A 13573-nucleotide genomic window follows, 5' to 3' on the forward strand; every position below is an offset into this window, starting at 1 on the left:
GCTGTCTGGTTGCTGGTTCAGGTACAACGCGCTCGACCCCCATTTTGTGCCCGCTCGCCGAAATCTCTTTCCCTGCCATCTCTTGGAGGCCGTCCGGGCCCATGCTCCCGGGCGCCCCCGGCCCGGATTGCCAGCGCTTGCAACATACCCCCGGGGGTATTATCGTTGTGTGTAGACCACCGGAGGATCCTCCTCCTGGACGCCAACGAAAGAGAGTCCCATGCTTATCGAGCGCATCTATGACGAAGACCTCGCCCAGGCCAGCTACTTCATTGGCTGCCAGGCAAAGGGCCGGGCCCTGGTGGTCGATCCCCGTCGTGATATCGCCGTGTACAAGAACCTGGCGGCGGCCAACGGGATGACCATCGTCGCGGTGACCGAGACCCACATCCACGCCGACTTCCTCTCCGGCACCCGCGAGCTGGCCGCCGCCACCGGCGCCACCGCGTACGTCTCCGGCGAGGGCGGGGCGGACTGGCAGTACGGCTTCGACGCCGAGCGCCTCAACGACAACGACGAGATCACCCTCGGCAACATCACCGTCAAGGCCCTCCACACCCCGGGCCACACCCCGGAACACCTCTCGTTCCTCATCACCGATGGCGCGTTCGCGGACCGGCCCGGCTACCTGCTCTCCGGTGACTTCGTGTTCTCCGGCGACCTAGGCCGCCCGGACCTCCTCGACGAGGCCGCCGGCGGCGTCGACACCCGCTTCGAGGGCGCCAAGCGGCTCTTCGCCAGCCTGCGGGACAAGTTCCTGACCTTGCCGGACCACGTCCAGGTCCACCCGGGCCACGGCGCCGGCAGCGCCTGTGGCAAGGCTCTCGGCGCCATTCCGTCTTCCACTGTGGGCTACGAGCGCCTCTACGCCTGGTGGGGCCCGTATCTGGCGGCCAACGACGAGGAAGGCTTCATCAACGAACTCCTCGACGGCCAGCCGGATGCGCACGCCTACTTCGCCCGCATGAAGCGCGAAAACCGTGAAGGCCCCGCCGTTATGGGCGAGCGTGCACCCCTGGCAGAGTTGGATACGGCCGACGTCGCCAAGGATCTCGCCGCGGACAAGGTCATCTTCGTTGACACCCGCGCCAACGCCCAGGTCCACGAGGGCACCGTCACCGGTTCGGTCAACGTCCCCGCCGGCAAGTCCACCGCAAGCTTCGGCGCCTGGGTGGTCGACCCCGAAAAGGACAAGGCCCCGCTAGTCCTGCTCGCCCCGGACCAGACCGCTGCAATGGAGATGTGGGACCACCTGGTCCGCGTCGGCATCGACAAGGTCGCCGGGTACGTCACCGGGCTCGAAGGCCTGCCGATCTCTGTGCCGCGTCTGATCCAGCCCGAGGAACTCGAGGGCTTCGAGGCCGCCATGGTGCTGGACGTCCGCAACAAGACCGAGCACGCGGCCGGCCACATCCCCGGCTCCTACCAGCTCAGCGGCGGCCGCATCATGTGGCACCTGGACGAACTCCCGGCGAAGGGCACCATCGTCTCCTACTGCCAGAGCGGCGTCCGGAACTCCGTAGCGGCCAGCGCCCTGCGCCGCGCCGGCTACGACGTCGTCGAACTCGACGGCAGCTACGCCGCCTGGGCGGCACAGCAGCAGAAGTCCGCCATCAACGCCGGCTGATCACTGCATAAATAGGGCGGCGGCCCGGGCAAAACCGGGCCGCCGCCCTTTTTGCGTGCCCGGAAACAACCCGCCCGTGGTCTTCCCTGGAGCCGCCGGGCCGGGCTTGTAGGCTTGCTGCCACTTGTCCCGTTACGGAAGGCGCCCTTCATGCACTACGTCGTTTTGCAGGTCATCCTCAAGGAAAAACTATGGGGAACCGGATCGGGAAACCTGACATCTCTCGAGAAGACCATCAATGACCAGGCGGCCAAGGGCTACCGGCTGCACACCATCACGACTGCGAGCAGCGGCAGCAAGGGACTCGCCGGCGGGGACCGGATTCAAGCGACGCTGGTGTTCGAGAGCCTGGGATAGCTTTCCGGCGGCCGGCTGAGTGGTCGGTAGAGGGGCCGGTTCAGTGGGCGGTGCCGGCTGGCTGGGCGGCGAGGCTGTCCAGCCAGGCCAGGGCTTCCGGCTCGGAGGTGAAGTAGGCGTGCGGGCAGTGGTCGTGACGGCTGAGGGCCGCCCCCATGATGGTGTCCACCACGCTGGAGCCGATCATCGCCACGGCGGAGGCGGCCTGGGCGTGGGCAAAGGCGGCCCGGGCCGGGTTGCTCAGGGTCACTCCGGCAATCTCCAGCAGCAGCGGCCGCGGGGTTGGGCTGAGGCTCCGCATCGCCTCGATGGAGGCACGGGCGTCGTCGGCGTCCACCTCGGACTCAGGGGCCCAGGCCAGGTGGAAGTATTGCCCGCGAAGGCCCAGCCGGCCCTTCCCGTCCGCGATCAGAATCTCGTTCATTTACGCCTCCTGCGCCCAACCTACCCCGGGCGGGTCACGATCAGCGGCGGGGGCACGAGAAAGCGCCGGACAACGGATTGCTGTCCGGTGCTTTCTCGGTGCTCCGATTCCGGTGATGCGGGGGATGCCCGTGTCGCCGCTAGGTGAGCAGGGCTTGGGCGGTGACGTAGGCGGCGACGGCCAGGACCAGGGTGCCGAAGCTGCGCTTGAGGATCCGGTCCGGGATGTTCGTGCCGAGCCGTCCGGCCAGCAGGGACGCGGCCATGGCGGCCATGGCGAAGGCGGCCGTGACGGCCCAGTCGATGTGCAGGTCGCCCAGGTGGGCGGCGAAGCCGGCAACCGAGTTGATCACGATGATCACCAGCGACGTCCCCACGGTGGCCGCCATCGGCAGGCCGAGGACCAGCGTCAGGGCCGGGACGATCAGGAAGCCGCCACCCACGCCCAGCAGGCCGGTCAGGAATCCCACGACGGCGCCGGTGGCGATCGCCTTGGGCAGGCAGCTGCGCCAGTGCACCCCGCCGCCGGGAAGGGCGCAGGACCCGCCGGCGGCCTTGGTCGGCATCATCATGCGGATGCCCGCGATCACCATGATGGCGGCGAACGCCAGGAGCAGGACCTCCTGGTCCAGCAGCCGGTTGACGTAGGCGCCCAGGTAGGCGGTGGCGGTACCGGCGGCGCCGATGATCACGGCCAGGCGCCAGTTCACGTTGCGGAGCCGAGGCACCACCGCGACGGCCGAGGAGGCGCCGACGACGACCAGCGAGGTCGGGATCGCCGCGGAGAGCGGGAGCCCGACGCCGTAGACCAGGGCGGGAACGGCGAGGATGGAGCCTCCGCCGCCGACCAGGCCGAGGAGGCCGCCGACGATCAGGCCGAAGGCCGCCGCGGTGATGATCATGACTTGGCGCCCAGGTTCTGCAGAGCCTGGTGGGCGGTGGGCTCGTTGGCGGAGCGGTTCCACGGCATCTTGGAGAGCATCTGGCCCATGGCGCAGCTGTTGGTCGCTGCGGAGAAGGTCAGGCCCGCGCCGATCCCGCCGGCCAGCAGGCCGAGCTTGGGGGAGAGGAGCTTGCTGCCGACGACGCCGGCGAGCACCAGCGAACCGGCCGTCATCCGGACTTGGCGTTCCAGGGCCCAGGTGTTCTTGCCCTTGACGACGGTGCCGCCGGCGGCGGCGTAGGCGGGCACGCCGCCTGTGAGGACACTGGCGCTGCCGAGGCCGACGGCGTCGAGGTGTTTGCGGGCCTGTTCCGCGCGGTTGCCGGACTGGCAGACCAGCACCACGCGGGTGCCCATCTTGGCGGCGAATTCCTCGGCATGTTCGCTCAGCAGGGGCAGCGGCACGTGGTACGAGCCCTTGATGTGCATCGAGTCGAATTCGGCGCCGCCGCGGACGTCGATCACCATCAGGTCATCGTGGTTGTCTTCCCAGGCCTTCAGCGTTGCCGCGTCGATGGACTTGGGGGCCGTGGCGGCGGGGGTGGGGACGTTCGTGGAAGTCATAATCTCTTTCGGTCTAGCAAGGGGTGGAGCGGGGTGGTGCCGACGGCGTGCCCGCGGAGGCGGGGACGACGTCGTCCGCCTGCCGGCTCCCGTGTGCGGCATGCCGGACACAGGTGGCGTGGCAGGTGGAAGCCCGGGCGGCGCAGTTGGGGGTCGGCGCCGCCCGGGCGGTCTGTGGGGATTACGCGGCCGGCAGGCCGTTGGCGGACCAGTCGAGCATGCCGCCGGTCATCGTGGACGCGGTGAAACCGGCGGCGGCGAGCTGGTCGGCGGCGGCGGCGCTGCGCCGGCCGCTGCGGCAGACGGCCACCACGGGGCGGGACTTGTCCAGTTCGGCAAGACGGGAACGCAGTTCGCCCAGGGGGATGTGCCGGGCGCCGGCGATCATACCCGCGGCGACCTCGTCGGCTTCGCGGACGTCGACGATCTGGGCGTCGCTGCCGTTGTTGATCTGGGCGTTCAGTTCGTTGGGGGTGATGTCCATGGTCTGGCCTTTCGAGGGTGCCGGGGGATTCGGGGTCAGGGGAAATTGGGGATGCGCGGGGTGTAAAAGCCCGTGCCGCGGCTCAGGTAAGGCGAAGAAAGAGTGTCTGGAGTTCCTCGAGCGTCGGCGGCGCCGCGGCGGCGGGGCCGGTGGCGTCCGTGCCGACGTCGGCGGCCATCGCGGCTGGCGGCGTCGTTCCGGTGTCGATGGCCGGGGCGAGGCAGTCGCGCATGGCGCTGGAGATGAGTTCGAAGCCGGCCTTGTCCAGGGCCCCGCGGACGGCCGCCAGCTGCGTGACGGCGGCCCGGCAGTCCGTGCCGGATTCGATCGCGTCGATCAGTGCGGTCAGCTGCCCGCGCGCCCGCTTGAGCCGGTTGACGGTCCGGTGCTGGGATGCTCCGGGTGACGGCGCGGCCACGGTGGCGGACATGCCTACCGTCCGGCCTGGTAGGTCACGGGGTGGCCGTTGCGGTACCACTCGGTGATGCCGCCCATGACGTTGACCGCGTCATACCCGGCCTCCGTAAGCGCCGCCGTCGCCCGCGAGCTCCGTCCACCGGACGCGCACATGATGTACACGGTCCGGCCGGCGGGGATGTCGCCCATGGACTGCTGGAAGCGGGAGAGCGGGACGTTCCTGGTGCCGGGCACGAAGGCCTCGGCGTACTCTTCGTTCTCGCGGACATCGATGATCGGGACGCCGGAACCCAAGGCAGCCAGGTCGTCCACGGAAATGCTCTTCATGTCCACAGTCCTTTCGTGGGGGGGGGGCGGAGGCCGCCGCGGTGGTCTCCATCTCCTTCCATGATTATACCCCCAGGGGTATAATTTAGACGCATGGCAACCATTGACATCACCGAACAGACCTTTGAGTCCACCATCTCCGGCAACGACATCGTGCTGGTCGACTTCTGGGCAGCCTGGTGTGGCCCCTGCCGCATGTTCGCCCCGACATTCGGCAAAGCCTCAGAAGCCCACCCCGACATCGTTTTCGCCAAGGTGGACACAGAGGCCGAGCCAGCCCTCTCCGCGGCGGCCCGGATCACCTCCATCCCCACCCTGATGGCGTTCCGCGAGGGCATCCTCGTCTTCTCCCAGCCCGGCGCGATGAACGCCAGCGGCCTTGAGCAGCTCATCACCGCCATCAAGGAACTCGACATGGACGACGTCCGCGCAAAGATGGCCGAGGCGCACGCCTCCTAGCGGGTTTCCTGGTTCTGCTCCTCGGCCTGCCGCTTCTCCTCGGCCTGGAGGATGCCGTCGCGGACCGCAGAGCGGACCACGCCGTGGAGGACGTAGAAGAAGATCGCCGCGAAGGTAACGGTCAGGACCAGGCCGTTCACTCGGGCGTCCCGTCGGGCCAGTAGGCCTGGGCGTCCACGGCCGCGTCGCGCAGGGCGGCCCCGTCCAGGGTGATGGAACTTTCTTCGATGCCCATCGCCGTCCACTGCGTCACGAGGCGCAGGTCTCCCGCCGGCGGCAATGGCCAGAGCCATAGTGTTCCGGTGCCGGAGAGGTCGTGGTCGCCGCCGTGGCCGCCTCCGCTCCTGAACGTGAACACCGGGCCCTCCGGTTCCTGCCCCATCGGCGGCCCCGCGTACTGGTCAACAGTCGAAATGCTGGCCCTGGTCCCGTCCGGGAGTTCGACGCCGAACAGGAAGATGTCCTTGCCCGAGACGGATGGACCCGGCGGCCCGAACCGGTTGAAAAAGCCGGCATTCATCACGGCCCATTCCTGGTCGTCCTCGTCGGTTCGGCGGATGGTCCAGGTCAGGTTGATCGTGCACCCGGTGGAATAGGCGCTGACCGACTCGACGGCGACGACGCGGCCTGCGGAGCGGTGGAGGAAACGGCCGACTGGGACGATGGCCGGCAGCTCGTAGCGCGGTGGCCCTGACCAGGGCGGCGGCACGAATTCGGGCATCCGCGGCCGTGGGGGCATGGCTGGAATGGGATAGTCCTGGAAGAAGGTCACGGGTGGTCCTTTGCGTCCGCTGGCTGTAACAGGCCGAGGGGCGCTGGGCGTGGTGGGCCCCGGATCCCCCAATCCGTCCTAGGCCGCCCAGTCTAGCCGCGGCGGTGGTAGCGGCTGCGGACCTGCCCTGCGGGAGTTGCAGCAAGTGAACCCAGCCGGAAGACTGCCGGGATGGGGCGGGAAGAAATTGCTGGCGATGAACTGCGCACCGGCATGCCGGTCAAATATCGGGCGGTGCTGGCCGTGATCGGGCTGCTGGCGGCCGCCGTCGTGACCCTGTCCACCGGTCAGGCGTGGGCGGGTGTGGCGATGCTGCTGGTCTTTGTCTCCGTGGGGAGAATGACCGCCCGCATCCGCTGCGACGGGACCGGAGTGCACCTCAAAGTCGCCGGGCTCTTCTCCACCACCGTTGCCTACGCTGACATTGTTGAGGTCACGGCCGGGCCGGAGACTGGGCTGCTCGAAGGGATGGGTCTGAGGGTCCTCCGTGGCGGCGGCACCGGCTATCTGGTGGGCGGCCCGACGCTGAGGATACGGGCCAACGGTGCCTGGGTCCTGGTTTCCTGCGCAGATCCGGACGCCGGTGTGGAACTGATCCGCGCGCGCGGCGGGCTGGCTCTTTAGCCCTGGGTGCCCTCTCCGCGCGCCACGGCTTCGAGGCGGTTGTAGTAGTTGCCCCACCAGGCCTGGTCTTCTGCGGGCAGGTTGCTGTAACCGTCCCGGTGTCCGGCGCTGCCGTCGGCCAACTCCCGCACGATATCGGCGTGCCCGGCGTGCCGGTGCGTCTCCGCCGTCACGTGCACCAGGATGCGGGCCAGGGTGACGGGATTGCTGGCTTCGCGCCACCACGGAACGAACCCGGCGGCCGTGAGCGGAAGCCGGGCGATGGTCTCGTCGGCATGGGCCCAGACGCGCCGATACAGTCCGATGATGTCCTCGCGGGTCTCACCGGGAGTGGCCCACATGTCAGCGTTCGGCTCGGCGTCGGGTGCGAGCCAGCTCAGTGTTTCCGGGAACGGCCGGTCGAACACCGAACCGAAGTACTCGGCCTCGACCCCCGCTAAATGCTTGATCAGCCCCAGCAGATTCGTGCCCGTGGGCGTGAGCGGCCGGCGGATGTCGTAGTCGGAAAGACCGTCAAGCTTCCAGACCAGTGCGTCACGGCCCTCCTGCAGGTAGCGGCACAGGTCCGCTTTCGCTCCATCGCTCATGACCGCGATCCTGTCCGCGATGCGGGGTGATTGCAAGTCAATGTCGGGCTTCAGCGCGTTTCCGGCTCCGGATCCAGCCGTGGTTCCTTCCTGAGGCGGTGTCCGAGGGCTACGGCTGCACCTATAAATGCCATTCCGGCGGTCGTCAGGAATCCCTCCCACCAGCGGTCCAACTGCTGGTCGAAGAAAATCCGCCCCGAGATGAACAGAACTCCTGCGGCGGCCACCAGCAAAATGCGTGACCTGACCCGCTTCCGCTGTGCCGGCCTCAGCGGGACGGGGGCATCCCGCTCCCTGTAGCCCTCCCGGTCGAAGAGAGTGAAGGGGATCGATGCGAACAGATTGGCGAACATCGTTTGCAGCATCATTTGGCGCGTGACTGCCCCGCCGCCGTCGTCGACGAAAGCCATGAGGTATACAAGGAGCCCGACGACCAGGGCGACCAGGAACCCGACGACGATGAGGCGCCTGCGGTCCCTGGTGAACACCAGGGCCTTGCCCTTGGAGCGGCCTCTGATCAGCCACGCCCCGCAGCAGGCCAGCGCGAACCCCCACGCGGACATCACCCACATCGAGAGTGAGTCGCCGCCGGACAGGCCGCCCACATAGCTGAGCCCCGAGATGACGCTCACCAGGCCAAGGCCCAGCGTCAGCGAACCGCAAAGAATGCGGAACGCGGCGGCTCGGCTCACACCGCGCCGGTGGCGGACTGACGGATGTATCCCTCCACCGCAGCCTGGGAGATGCGGTAGGAGCGGCCGAACCGGACGGCGGCCAGGGCGTGCGACTTGACCAGGCGGTACACGGTCATCCGGGACACGCGCATGATGTCGGCGACCTCGGCGATGGTCAGGTAGGCGGGGCGGTCGGCTGGAAGCATGGAACAGACTCCTTCTGGGACGCGGGAACGGAATATGCGGTACTCAGTCGGGCAGGCGGACATTGCGATGGTCGAAGAACACGAGCGTTCCTGCCGGCGTGCCGGGGACCCTGACACCCACATAGGGTGGCCGGATGACCGTCACCCGTCCCTCGCGGCGGCCGTTGAAGGGGTCATCCCCGATTACCACCTGGCCCACGCGGAAGCGGACCCGGGACGCGCCGAGCCGGCTAATCACGGCACGGAGACGGCGGTGTCCCTGGCCCGCGGCGGGGGCTGCCCCGCCGCGCGGTTCAGGGGGAGCGGACTGGAGGTGGCTGGCGGCGTGAACGCCCATCGGAGTGCTCCTTCCGGCGGATCGGAAACGTCTCCCCACGGTAGGCATCCGCACCCACCGTTCACACGAGTAACAGGTACCCCATCTTTCTCACGGACTACTTGCTTGCCGCCGACGGCGGAGCGCCCGCCGGGGGACGGCGGCGGCCGTGGTTCCGGTGGAGGTCTTATCTGGGATTACAGACACTGGAGAATCATGGGGTCCGCCGCTGGACTTCTGCCGATGCATTCTTAAGTACGGGATACCGGACATCCCCTGCCGAAGGACGGACATGACAACTGCACCGCACGCCCCCGCCACGCCCGCCGCCAGGGCTGCCTCCAAGGTTCCCGCCGCCGAAAACACCCTTCGGATCCTCAAACTGCTGGCCTCCAAGCGCGGGCCGATGGCGGCGTCGAACATCGCCACAGCGCTGGACCTGCCGCGCTCCAGCGTCTACCACCTCCTGGGAGTCATGGAGGCCAACGGCTTCGTGCTGCACCTGCACGAGGAACGCCGCTACGGACTGGGCATCAGCGCCTTCGAGCTCAGCTCTGCCTACTCCAGGCAGGAGCCACTCTCCCGTCTGGGCCGCCCCATGCTTGCCGCCCTGGTGGACAGGATCGGCGAAAGCGCCCACCTGGCCGTCCTGCACGGCCGCGACGTCCTCTACATCGTGGAGGAGCGCGCCAAAAACCGCCCCTCCCTGGTGACCGACGTCGGCGTCCGGCTTCCCAGCCACCTCACGGCCAGCGGCCGCGCCATCCTGGCCGCCCTGCCGAAGTCCCAGGTCCGGGCCCTCTACCCGAATGCCGCCGCGTTCAGCGTCCGGCACGAGAGTGAAACCGCTATCACCAAGTACTCGGCCCTCTCCTCGCACCTGGACCAAGTCCGGCAGCGCGGCTACGCCACCGAACACGGCGAGGTCACCCCCGGCTTCGGCTCAATCGCCGCCGCCGTCACGGACCACGCAGGCTGGCCGACGGCCGCCGTTGCCGTGACCTTCCTCGAGGACAAGCTGCCGGCCGAGCAATGGCCGGCACTGGCCGCGCGGGTCAAGAAGGCCGCCGACGATCTCTCGGTCCGGATCTACGGCCGCCCCAGCCCGACTCACTAGCGGGCCGTTGTGGGCCCTGAAAAAGGCTTTAGCTGCGAGTTGGTCAGGTCTGGTATTCCGGACAGCTCCCCCGTCAAAGCCCTGTGACCGGCGCCACCGGCAGGCTTTAGTAGATACAGAACCTCTCCCCGGAACCACCCCACACCACGAAGGAGCCCCTCATGGCACCCGCCGATTTCACCACCGGTGCCCGCCCGGTCAAGGCAGCCCGCGGCACCGAGCTCACCGCCAAAAGCTGGCAGACCGAGGCCCCGCTGCGCATGCTGATGAACAACCTGGACCCCGAGGTGGCCGAACGCCCGGACGATCTGGTGGTCTACGGCGGCACCGGCCGGGCCGTCCGGTCCTGGGCCGCCTTCGACGCCATCACCCGCACCCTGGAAACCCTCGAAAAGGATGAGACCCTGCTGGTCCAGTCCGGCAAGCCGGTGGGCGTCTTCCGCACCAACGAATGGGCCCCGCGCGTGCTGCTGGCCAACTCCAACCTGGTGGGGGACTGGGCCACCTGGCCTGAATTCCGCCGGCTCGAGGCCGAGGGGCTGATGATGTACGGCCAGATGACCGCCGGGTCCTGGATCTACATCGGTACCCAAGGCATCCTGCAGGGCACCTTCGAGACCTTCGCCGCGATTGCCCGCAAGCTCACCGGGGACGCAAACGGCACCCTCGCAGGCACCCTGACCCTCACCGGCGGCTGCGGCGGCATGGGTGGCGCGCAGCCGCTCGCCGTCACCCTCAACGACGGTGCCTGCCTGATCGTCGACGTCGACGAATCCCGGCTCCGCCGCCGTGCCGGGAAGCGCTACCTCGACGAGGTGGAAACCGACCTCGACGCCGCGATCGCCAAGGTCCTGAAGGCCAAGGAGGAGCGCCGCGGCTGGTCCGTCGGGTACGTCGGCAACGCCGCCGAGGTGTTCCCGGAGATCCTCCGCCGCCACAACGCCGGCGAACTCACCGTGGACATCGTCACGGACCAGACCTCCGCGCACGACCCCCTGAGCTACCTGCCCGAAGGGGTCAAGGTCGAGGAATGGCACCGCGAGGCTGCAGCCGATCCGGAGGGCTTCACCAAAAAAGCCCAGGCCTCCATGGCCCGCCACGTCCAAGCCATGGTCGAATTCCAGGACGCCGGCGCCGAGGTCTTCGACTACGGCAACTCCATCCGTGACGAGGCCCGCAAGGGCGGCTACGCCCGGGCCTTCGAGTTCCCCGGCTTCGTCCCCGCCTACATCCGGCCGCTGTTCTGCGAGGGCCTGGGCCCGTTCCGCTGGGTGGCGCTCTCCGGCGACCCCGAGGACATCCGCGTCACGGACGAGGCCATCAAGGAACTGTTCCCCGAGAACAAGCACCTGCACCGCTGGATCGACGCCGCCCAGGAACGGGTGGAATTCGAGGGCCTGCCCGCGCGGATCTGCTGGCTCGGCTACGGCGAACGCGCCAAGGCCGGCCTGCTGTTCAACCGGCTGGTCAAGGAAGGCAAGGTCAAGGCCCCCATCGTGATCGGCCGCGACCACCTCGATTCCGGCTCGGTTGCCTCCCCATACCGCGAGACCGAGGCAATGGCCGACGGCTCGGACGCGATCGCCGACTGGCCGCTGCTGAACGCCCTGCTCAACACCGCCTCCGGTGCCACCTGGGTCTCCCTGCACCATGGCGGCGGCGTCGGCATCGGCCGCTCTATCCACGCCGGCCAGGTCTCGGTCGCCGACGGCACCGACCTCGCCGCACAGAAGCTCGAGCGCCTCCTGACCAACGACCCCGGCATGGGCGTCATCCGCCACGCCGACGCCGGCTATGACCGCGCCGTCGAGGTCGCCAGGGAACGCGGCGTCCGCATCCCCATGCTCCCCACGGACTCCCTAGCCTCGCAAGCTCGGCCAGGGGACCCTGTCCGCGTGGGCCCAGTGTCCGCAGACTCCGCAGAAGCAACGAAGTAGGTACATCCGATGACCATTACCACCCACGAACCGCTCACCGTCACCCTCGGCGCCAGCGGAGTCACGCCCGAGGACGTCGTCGCTGTCGCCCGCCACGACGCCCGGGTGACCATCGCCCAGGACGCTCTCGACGCCGTCGAGAAGGTCCGCGCCCACATCGATGGGCTGGCCAACAGCGAGGTCCCGGCGTACGGCATCTCCACCGGCTTCGGCGCCCTGGCCAACCGGCACATCCCCGCCGAACGGCGCACCCAGCTGCAGAAATCGCTGATCCGCAGCCACGCCGCCGGCATGGGCCCGGCCGTGGAACGCGAGGTGGTTCGCGGCATCATGTTCCTGCGCGCCAAGACCCTGGCCTCCGGCCGCACGGGGGTCCGGCCCGTGGTGCTGCAGACCATGGTGGATGTCCTGAACGCCGGCATCACCCCCGTGGTCCGCGAGTTCGGCTCGCTCGGCTGCTCCGGCGACCTCGCGCCGCTGTCCCACGTGGCCCTTGTGCTGATGGGCGAGGGCGAGGCCACCGGCCCCGACGGCACCCGCTACGGCGGACGCGGCGAGGCCCCGGTCGCCGAGTTGCTGGCCGCCCACGGCATCGAACCCGTCACCTTGGCCGAGAAGGAAGGCCTGGCCCTGGTCAACGGCACCGAGGGCATGCTGGGCATGCTGCTGATGGCCATCGCGGACCTGCGGCTGCTGCTGACGACGGCGGATATCACCGCCGCGCTCAGCGTCGAGGCGCTGCTCGGCACGGACCAGGTGTTCCTGCCCGAGCTGCACGCCGCGCTCCGGCCGCATCCCGGGCAGGCAGCCTCCGCTGACAACATGCTGAGGGTCCTCTCGAACTCCCCGATCGTGGCCTCGCACCGGGTCAACGACACCAAGGTCCAGGACGCGTACTCCCTGCGCTGCGCACCCCAGGTGGCAGGCGCCGTCCGTGACACCGTGGACCACGCCGCCCTGGTGGCGTCCCGGGAGCTGGCCGCCGCCATCGACAACCCTGTGGTGCTCCCGGACGGCCGGGTCAGCTCCAACGGTAACTTCCACGGCGCCCCGGTGGCCTACGTCCTGGACTACCTGGCGATCGCGGTCGCGGACCTGAGCTCCATCGCCGAACGCCGCACGGACCGGATGCTGGACCCGGCCCGCTCGCACGGGCTGCCCGCGTTCCTGGCCTCCGACCCCGGCGTGGATTCGGGCCTGATGATCGCCCAGTACACCCAGGCCGGGCTGGTCTCGGACAACAAGCGGCTGGCCGTCCCGGCGTCGGTGGACTCGATCCCGAGCTCGGCCATGCAGGAGGACCACGTGTCCATGGGCTGGCACGCCGCGCGCAAGCTGCGGCGCGCGGTGGAGAACCTGCGCCGGGTGCTCGCGATCGAACTGGTCACCTCCGCCCGGGCACTGGACATCCGAACCCAGCTCTCCGACGGCTCCCTCGAACCCGGGCCGGCGGGCTCCGCCGTGATCGCCGCCCTCCGCGGCGTGGTGGAGGGGCCGGGAACGGACCGGTTCCTCTCGCCGGAACTGGAGGCCGCGGACCGGCTGGTGGGCTCCGGCGCCGTCCGTGACGCCGCCGAATCCGCCGTCGGAAATCTGGCCTGACGGCGCAGAAAATGCAGGGACGCCGGGCGTTTCGGGGACCCCCCGAAATGTTCGGCGCCCGGTCCGCCGAGGCGGGGCGGAATGTAGTAAAACTATGACCGGCGCCACACGGGTGCGCGCAGTGGATTCAGAGCATG

General features: G+C 68.9%; 19 protein-coding genes. 7 read left to right on the plus strand and 12 right to left on the minus strand.

What is annotated here, in order from left to right:
- Positions 1–220: 220 nt before the first annotated feature.
- Both AB0O44_RS07545 and AB0O44_RS07550 read left to right on the plus strand, forming a co-directional pair.
- Complete coding sequence (locus AB0O44_RS07545) at positions 221–1627, plus strand: MBL fold metallo-hydrolase (protein ID WP_364136180.1); 1407 nt, start codon at positions 221–223, stop codon at positions 1625–1627.
- Between the two features lie 150 nt (positions 1628–1777).
- The gene (locus tag AB0O44_RS07550; RefSeq protein ID WP_290256885.1) at positions 1778–1984 is read left to right on the plus strand and encodes a DUF4177 domain-containing protein; all 207 of its coding nucleotides are present in this window, start codon (positions 1778–1780) and stop codon (positions 1982–1984) included.
- A 40-nt stretch (positions 1985–2024) separates the two neighbouring features.
- Here AB0O44_RS07550 and AB0O44_RS07555 read toward each other — a convergent pair whose 3' ends face one another.
- The 6 genes from AB0O44_RS07555 to AB0O44_RS07580 form a co-directional block, all read right to left on the minus strand.
- Positions 2025–2408: an STAS/SEC14 domain-containing protein gene (locus AB0O44_RS07555; protein ID WP_290256884.1), complete on the minus strand. Its 384-nt coding sequence runs from the start codon at positions 2406–2408 to the stop codon at positions 2025–2027.
- A gap of 139 nt (positions 2409–2547) precedes the next feature.
- Positions 2548–3309, minus strand: coding sequence for a sulfite exporter TauE/SafE family protein (locus AB0O44_RS07560; protein WP_364136183.1), 762 nt, complete (start codon positions 3307–3309; stop codon positions 2548–2550).
- Positions 3306–3914, minus strand: a complete 609-nt coding sequence (locus AB0O44_RS07565; protein ID WP_364136185.1) for a rhodanese-like domain-containing protein — start codon at positions 3912–3914, stop codon at positions 3306–3308. Before AB0O44_RS07565 ends, AB0O44_RS07560 begins: the two co-directional genes overlap by 4 nt.
- Positions 3915–4095: 181 nt before the next feature.
- Positions 4096–4398 carry a rhodanese-like domain-containing protein gene (locus AB0O44_RS07570; RefSeq protein WP_364136187.1) on the minus strand — a complete coding sequence of 101 codons (303 nt, stop codon included), beginning with the start codon at positions 4396–4398 and terminating at the stop codon, positions 4096–4098.
- 82 nt (positions 4399–4480) lie between these two features.
- A complete protein-coding gene (locus AB0O44_RS07575) occupies positions 4481–4828 on the minus strand; it encodes a metal-sensitive transcriptional regulator (RefSeq protein WP_364136189.1) in 348 nt (115 codons plus the stop codon).
- 2 nt (positions 4829–4830) lie between these two features.
- Positions 4831–5142 (minus strand): rhodanese-like domain-containing protein, encoded by a 312-nt coding sequence (locus AB0O44_RS07580; protein ID WP_364136191.1) that lies wholly within the window; start codon positions 5140–5142, stop codon positions 4831–4833.
- 93 nt (positions 5143–5235) lie between these two features.
- Between AB0O44_RS07580 and trxA the strand changes: the two genes are divergently transcribed.
- The gene (gene trxA, locus AB0O44_RS07585; protein WP_364136193.1) at positions 5236–5601 is read left to right on the plus strand and encodes a thioredoxin; all 366 of its coding nucleotides are present in this window, start codon (positions 5236–5238) and stop codon (positions 5599–5601) included.
- On the opposite strand, the gene AB0O44_RS07590 is transcribed toward trxA, so the two are convergent.
- On the minus strand, positions 5598–5741 hold the full coding sequence (locus AB0O44_RS07590) for a hypothetical protein (RefSeq protein WP_290256877.1): 144 nt from the start codon (positions 5739–5741) through the stop codon (positions 5598–5600). The genes trxA and AB0O44_RS07590 overlap by 4 nt on opposite strands.
- The gene (locus AB0O44_RS07595; RefSeq protein WP_364136195.1) at positions 5738–6373 is read right to left on the minus strand and encodes a hypothetical protein; all 636 of its coding nucleotides are present in this window, start codon (positions 6371–6373) and stop codon (positions 5738–5740) included. Before AB0O44_RS07595 ends, AB0O44_RS07590 begins: the two co-directional genes overlap by 4 nt.
- A 171-nt stretch (positions 6374–6544) precedes the next feature.
- Between AB0O44_RS07595 and AB0O44_RS07600 the strand changes: the two genes are divergently transcribed.
- Positions 6545–6997 carry a hypothetical protein gene (locus AB0O44_RS07600; RefSeq protein ID WP_364136197.1) on the plus strand — a complete coding sequence of 151 codons (453 nt, stop codon included), beginning with the start codon at positions 6545–6547 and terminating at the stop codon, positions 6995–6997.
- Here the strand turns inward: AB0O44_RS07600 and AB0O44_RS07605 are convergent.
- The 4 genes from AB0O44_RS07605 to AB0O44_RS07620 are packed head-to-tail and all read right to left on the minus strand — an operon-like array spanning position 6994 to position 8801.
- Positions 6994–7584, minus strand: coding sequence for a DinB family protein (locus AB0O44_RS07605; protein ID WP_290256874.1), 591 nt, complete (start codon positions 7582–7584; stop codon positions 6994–6996). The genes AB0O44_RS07600 and AB0O44_RS07605 overlap by 4 nt on opposite strands.
- Before the next feature lie 50 nt (positions 7585–7634).
- Entirely contained in the window at positions 7635–8216 is a 582-nt protein-coding gene (locus AB0O44_RS07610) for a hypothetical protein (protein ID WP_364136199.1), read from the minus strand.
- Positions 8217–8272: 56 nt separating this feature from the next.
- Positions 8273–8464 (minus strand): helix-turn-helix domain-containing protein, encoded by a 192-nt coding sequence (locus tag AB0O44_RS07615; RefSeq protein ID WP_290256872.1) that lies wholly within the window; start codon positions 8462–8464, stop codon positions 8273–8275.
- A gap of 43 nt (positions 8465–8507) precedes the next feature.
- Positions 8508–8801, minus strand: a complete 294-nt coding sequence (locus AB0O44_RS07620; protein WP_364136201.1) for a hypothetical protein — start codon at positions 8799–8801, stop codon at positions 8508–8510.
- Between the two features lie 271 nt (positions 8802–9072).
- On the opposite strand from AB0O44_RS07620, the gene AB0O44_RS07625 reads away from it, so the two are divergent.
- The 3 genes from AB0O44_RS07625 to hutH all read left to right on the plus strand — a co-directional run bounded on the left by AB0O44_RS07625 (position 9073) and on the right by hutH (position 13436).
- A complete protein-coding gene (locus AB0O44_RS07625; RefSeq protein ID WP_364136203.1) occupies positions 9073–9897 on the plus strand; it encodes an IclR family transcriptional regulator in 825 nt (274 codons plus the stop codon).
- Positions 9898–10058: 161 nt separating this feature from the next.
- The gene (locus tag AB0O44_RS07630; protein ID WP_364136205.1) at positions 10059–11834 is read left to right on the plus strand and encodes a urocanate hydratase; all 1776 of its coding nucleotides are present in this window, start codon (positions 10059–10061) and stop codon (positions 11832–11834) included.
- A 9-nt stretch (positions 11835–11843) separates the two neighbouring features.
- Positions 11844–13436, plus strand: coding sequence for a histidine ammonia-lyase (gene hutH / locus AB0O44_RS07635; RefSeq protein ID WP_364136207.1), 1593 nt, complete (start codon positions 11844–11846; stop codon positions 13434–13436).
- The last annotated feature ends 137 nt before the right edge of the window (positions 13437–13573 follow it).

The sequence above is a fragment of the Arthrobacter sp. NPDC080082 genome (genome assembly GCF_040686595.1).
GTDB lineage: Bacteria > Actinomycetota > Actinomycetes > Actinomycetales > Micrococcaceae > Arthrobacter.

Bases quoted from the DNA above. Each gene is read 5' to 3' on its own strand.
- AB0O44_RS07580 (WP_364136191.1), bottom strand. From the start codon at position 5,142: ATGAAGAGCATTTCCGTGGACGACCTGGCTGCCTTGGGTTCCGGCGTC.
- AB0O44_RS07555 (WP_290256884.1), bottom strand. From the start codon at position 2,408: ATGAACGAGATTCTGATCGCGGACGGGAAGGGCCGGCTGGGCCTTCGC.
- AB0O44_RS07615 (WP_290256872.1), bottom strand. From the start codon at position 8,464: ATGCTTCCAGCCGACCGCCCCGCCTACCTGACCATCGCCGAGGTCGCC.
- AB0O44_RS07625 (WP_364136203.1), top strand. From the start codon at position 9,073: ATGACAACTGCACCGCACGCCCCCGCCACGCCCGCCGCCAGGGCTGCC.
- AB0O44_RS07565 (WP_364136185.1), bottom strand. From the start codon at position 3,914: ATGACTTCCACGAACGTCCCCACCCCCGCCGCCACGGCCCCCAAGTCC.
- AB0O44_RS07600 (WP_364136197.1), top strand. From the start codon at position 6,545: ATGGGGCGGGAAGAAATTGCTGGCGATGAACTGCGCACCGGCATGCCG.
- AB0O44_RS07620 (WP_364136201.1), bottom strand. From the start codon at position 8,801: ATGGGCGTTCACGCCGCCAGCCACCTCCAGTCCGCTCCCCCTGAACCG.
- AB0O44_RS07570 (WP_364136187.1), bottom strand. From the start codon at position 4,398: ATGGACATCACCCCCAACGAACTGAACGCCCAGATCAACAACGGCAGC.
- trxA (WP_364136193.1), top strand. From the start codon at position 5,236: ATGGCAACCATTGACATCACCGAACAGACCTTTGAGTCCACCATCTCC.
- AB0O44_RS07605 (WP_290256874.1), bottom strand. From the start codon at position 7,584: ATGAGCGATGGAGCGAAAGCGGACCTGTGCCGCTACCTGCAGGAGGGC.
- AB0O44_RS07560 (WP_364136183.1), bottom strand. From the start codon at position 3,309: ATGATCATCACCGCGGCGGCCTTCGGCCTGATCGTCGGCGGCCTCCTC.
- AB0O44_RS07575 (WP_364136189.1), bottom strand. From the start codon at position 4,828: ATGTCCGCCACCGTGGCCGCGCCGTCACCCGGAGCATCCCAGCACCGG.
- AB0O44_RS07545 (WP_364136180.1), top strand. From the start codon at position 221: ATGCTTATCGAGCGCATCTATGACGAAGACCTCGCCCAGGCCAGCTAC.
- AB0O44_RS07550 (WP_290256885.1), top strand. From the start codon at position 1,778: ATGCACTACGTCGTTTTGCAGGTCATCCTCAAGGAAAAACTATGGGGA.
- hutH (WP_364136207.1), top strand. From the start codon at position 11,844: ATGACCATTACCACCCACGAACCGCTCACCGTCACCCTCGGCGCCAGC.
- AB0O44_RS07630 (WP_364136205.1), top strand. From the start codon at position 10,059: ATGGCACCCGCCGATTTCACCACCGGTGCCCGCCCGGTCAAGGCAGCC.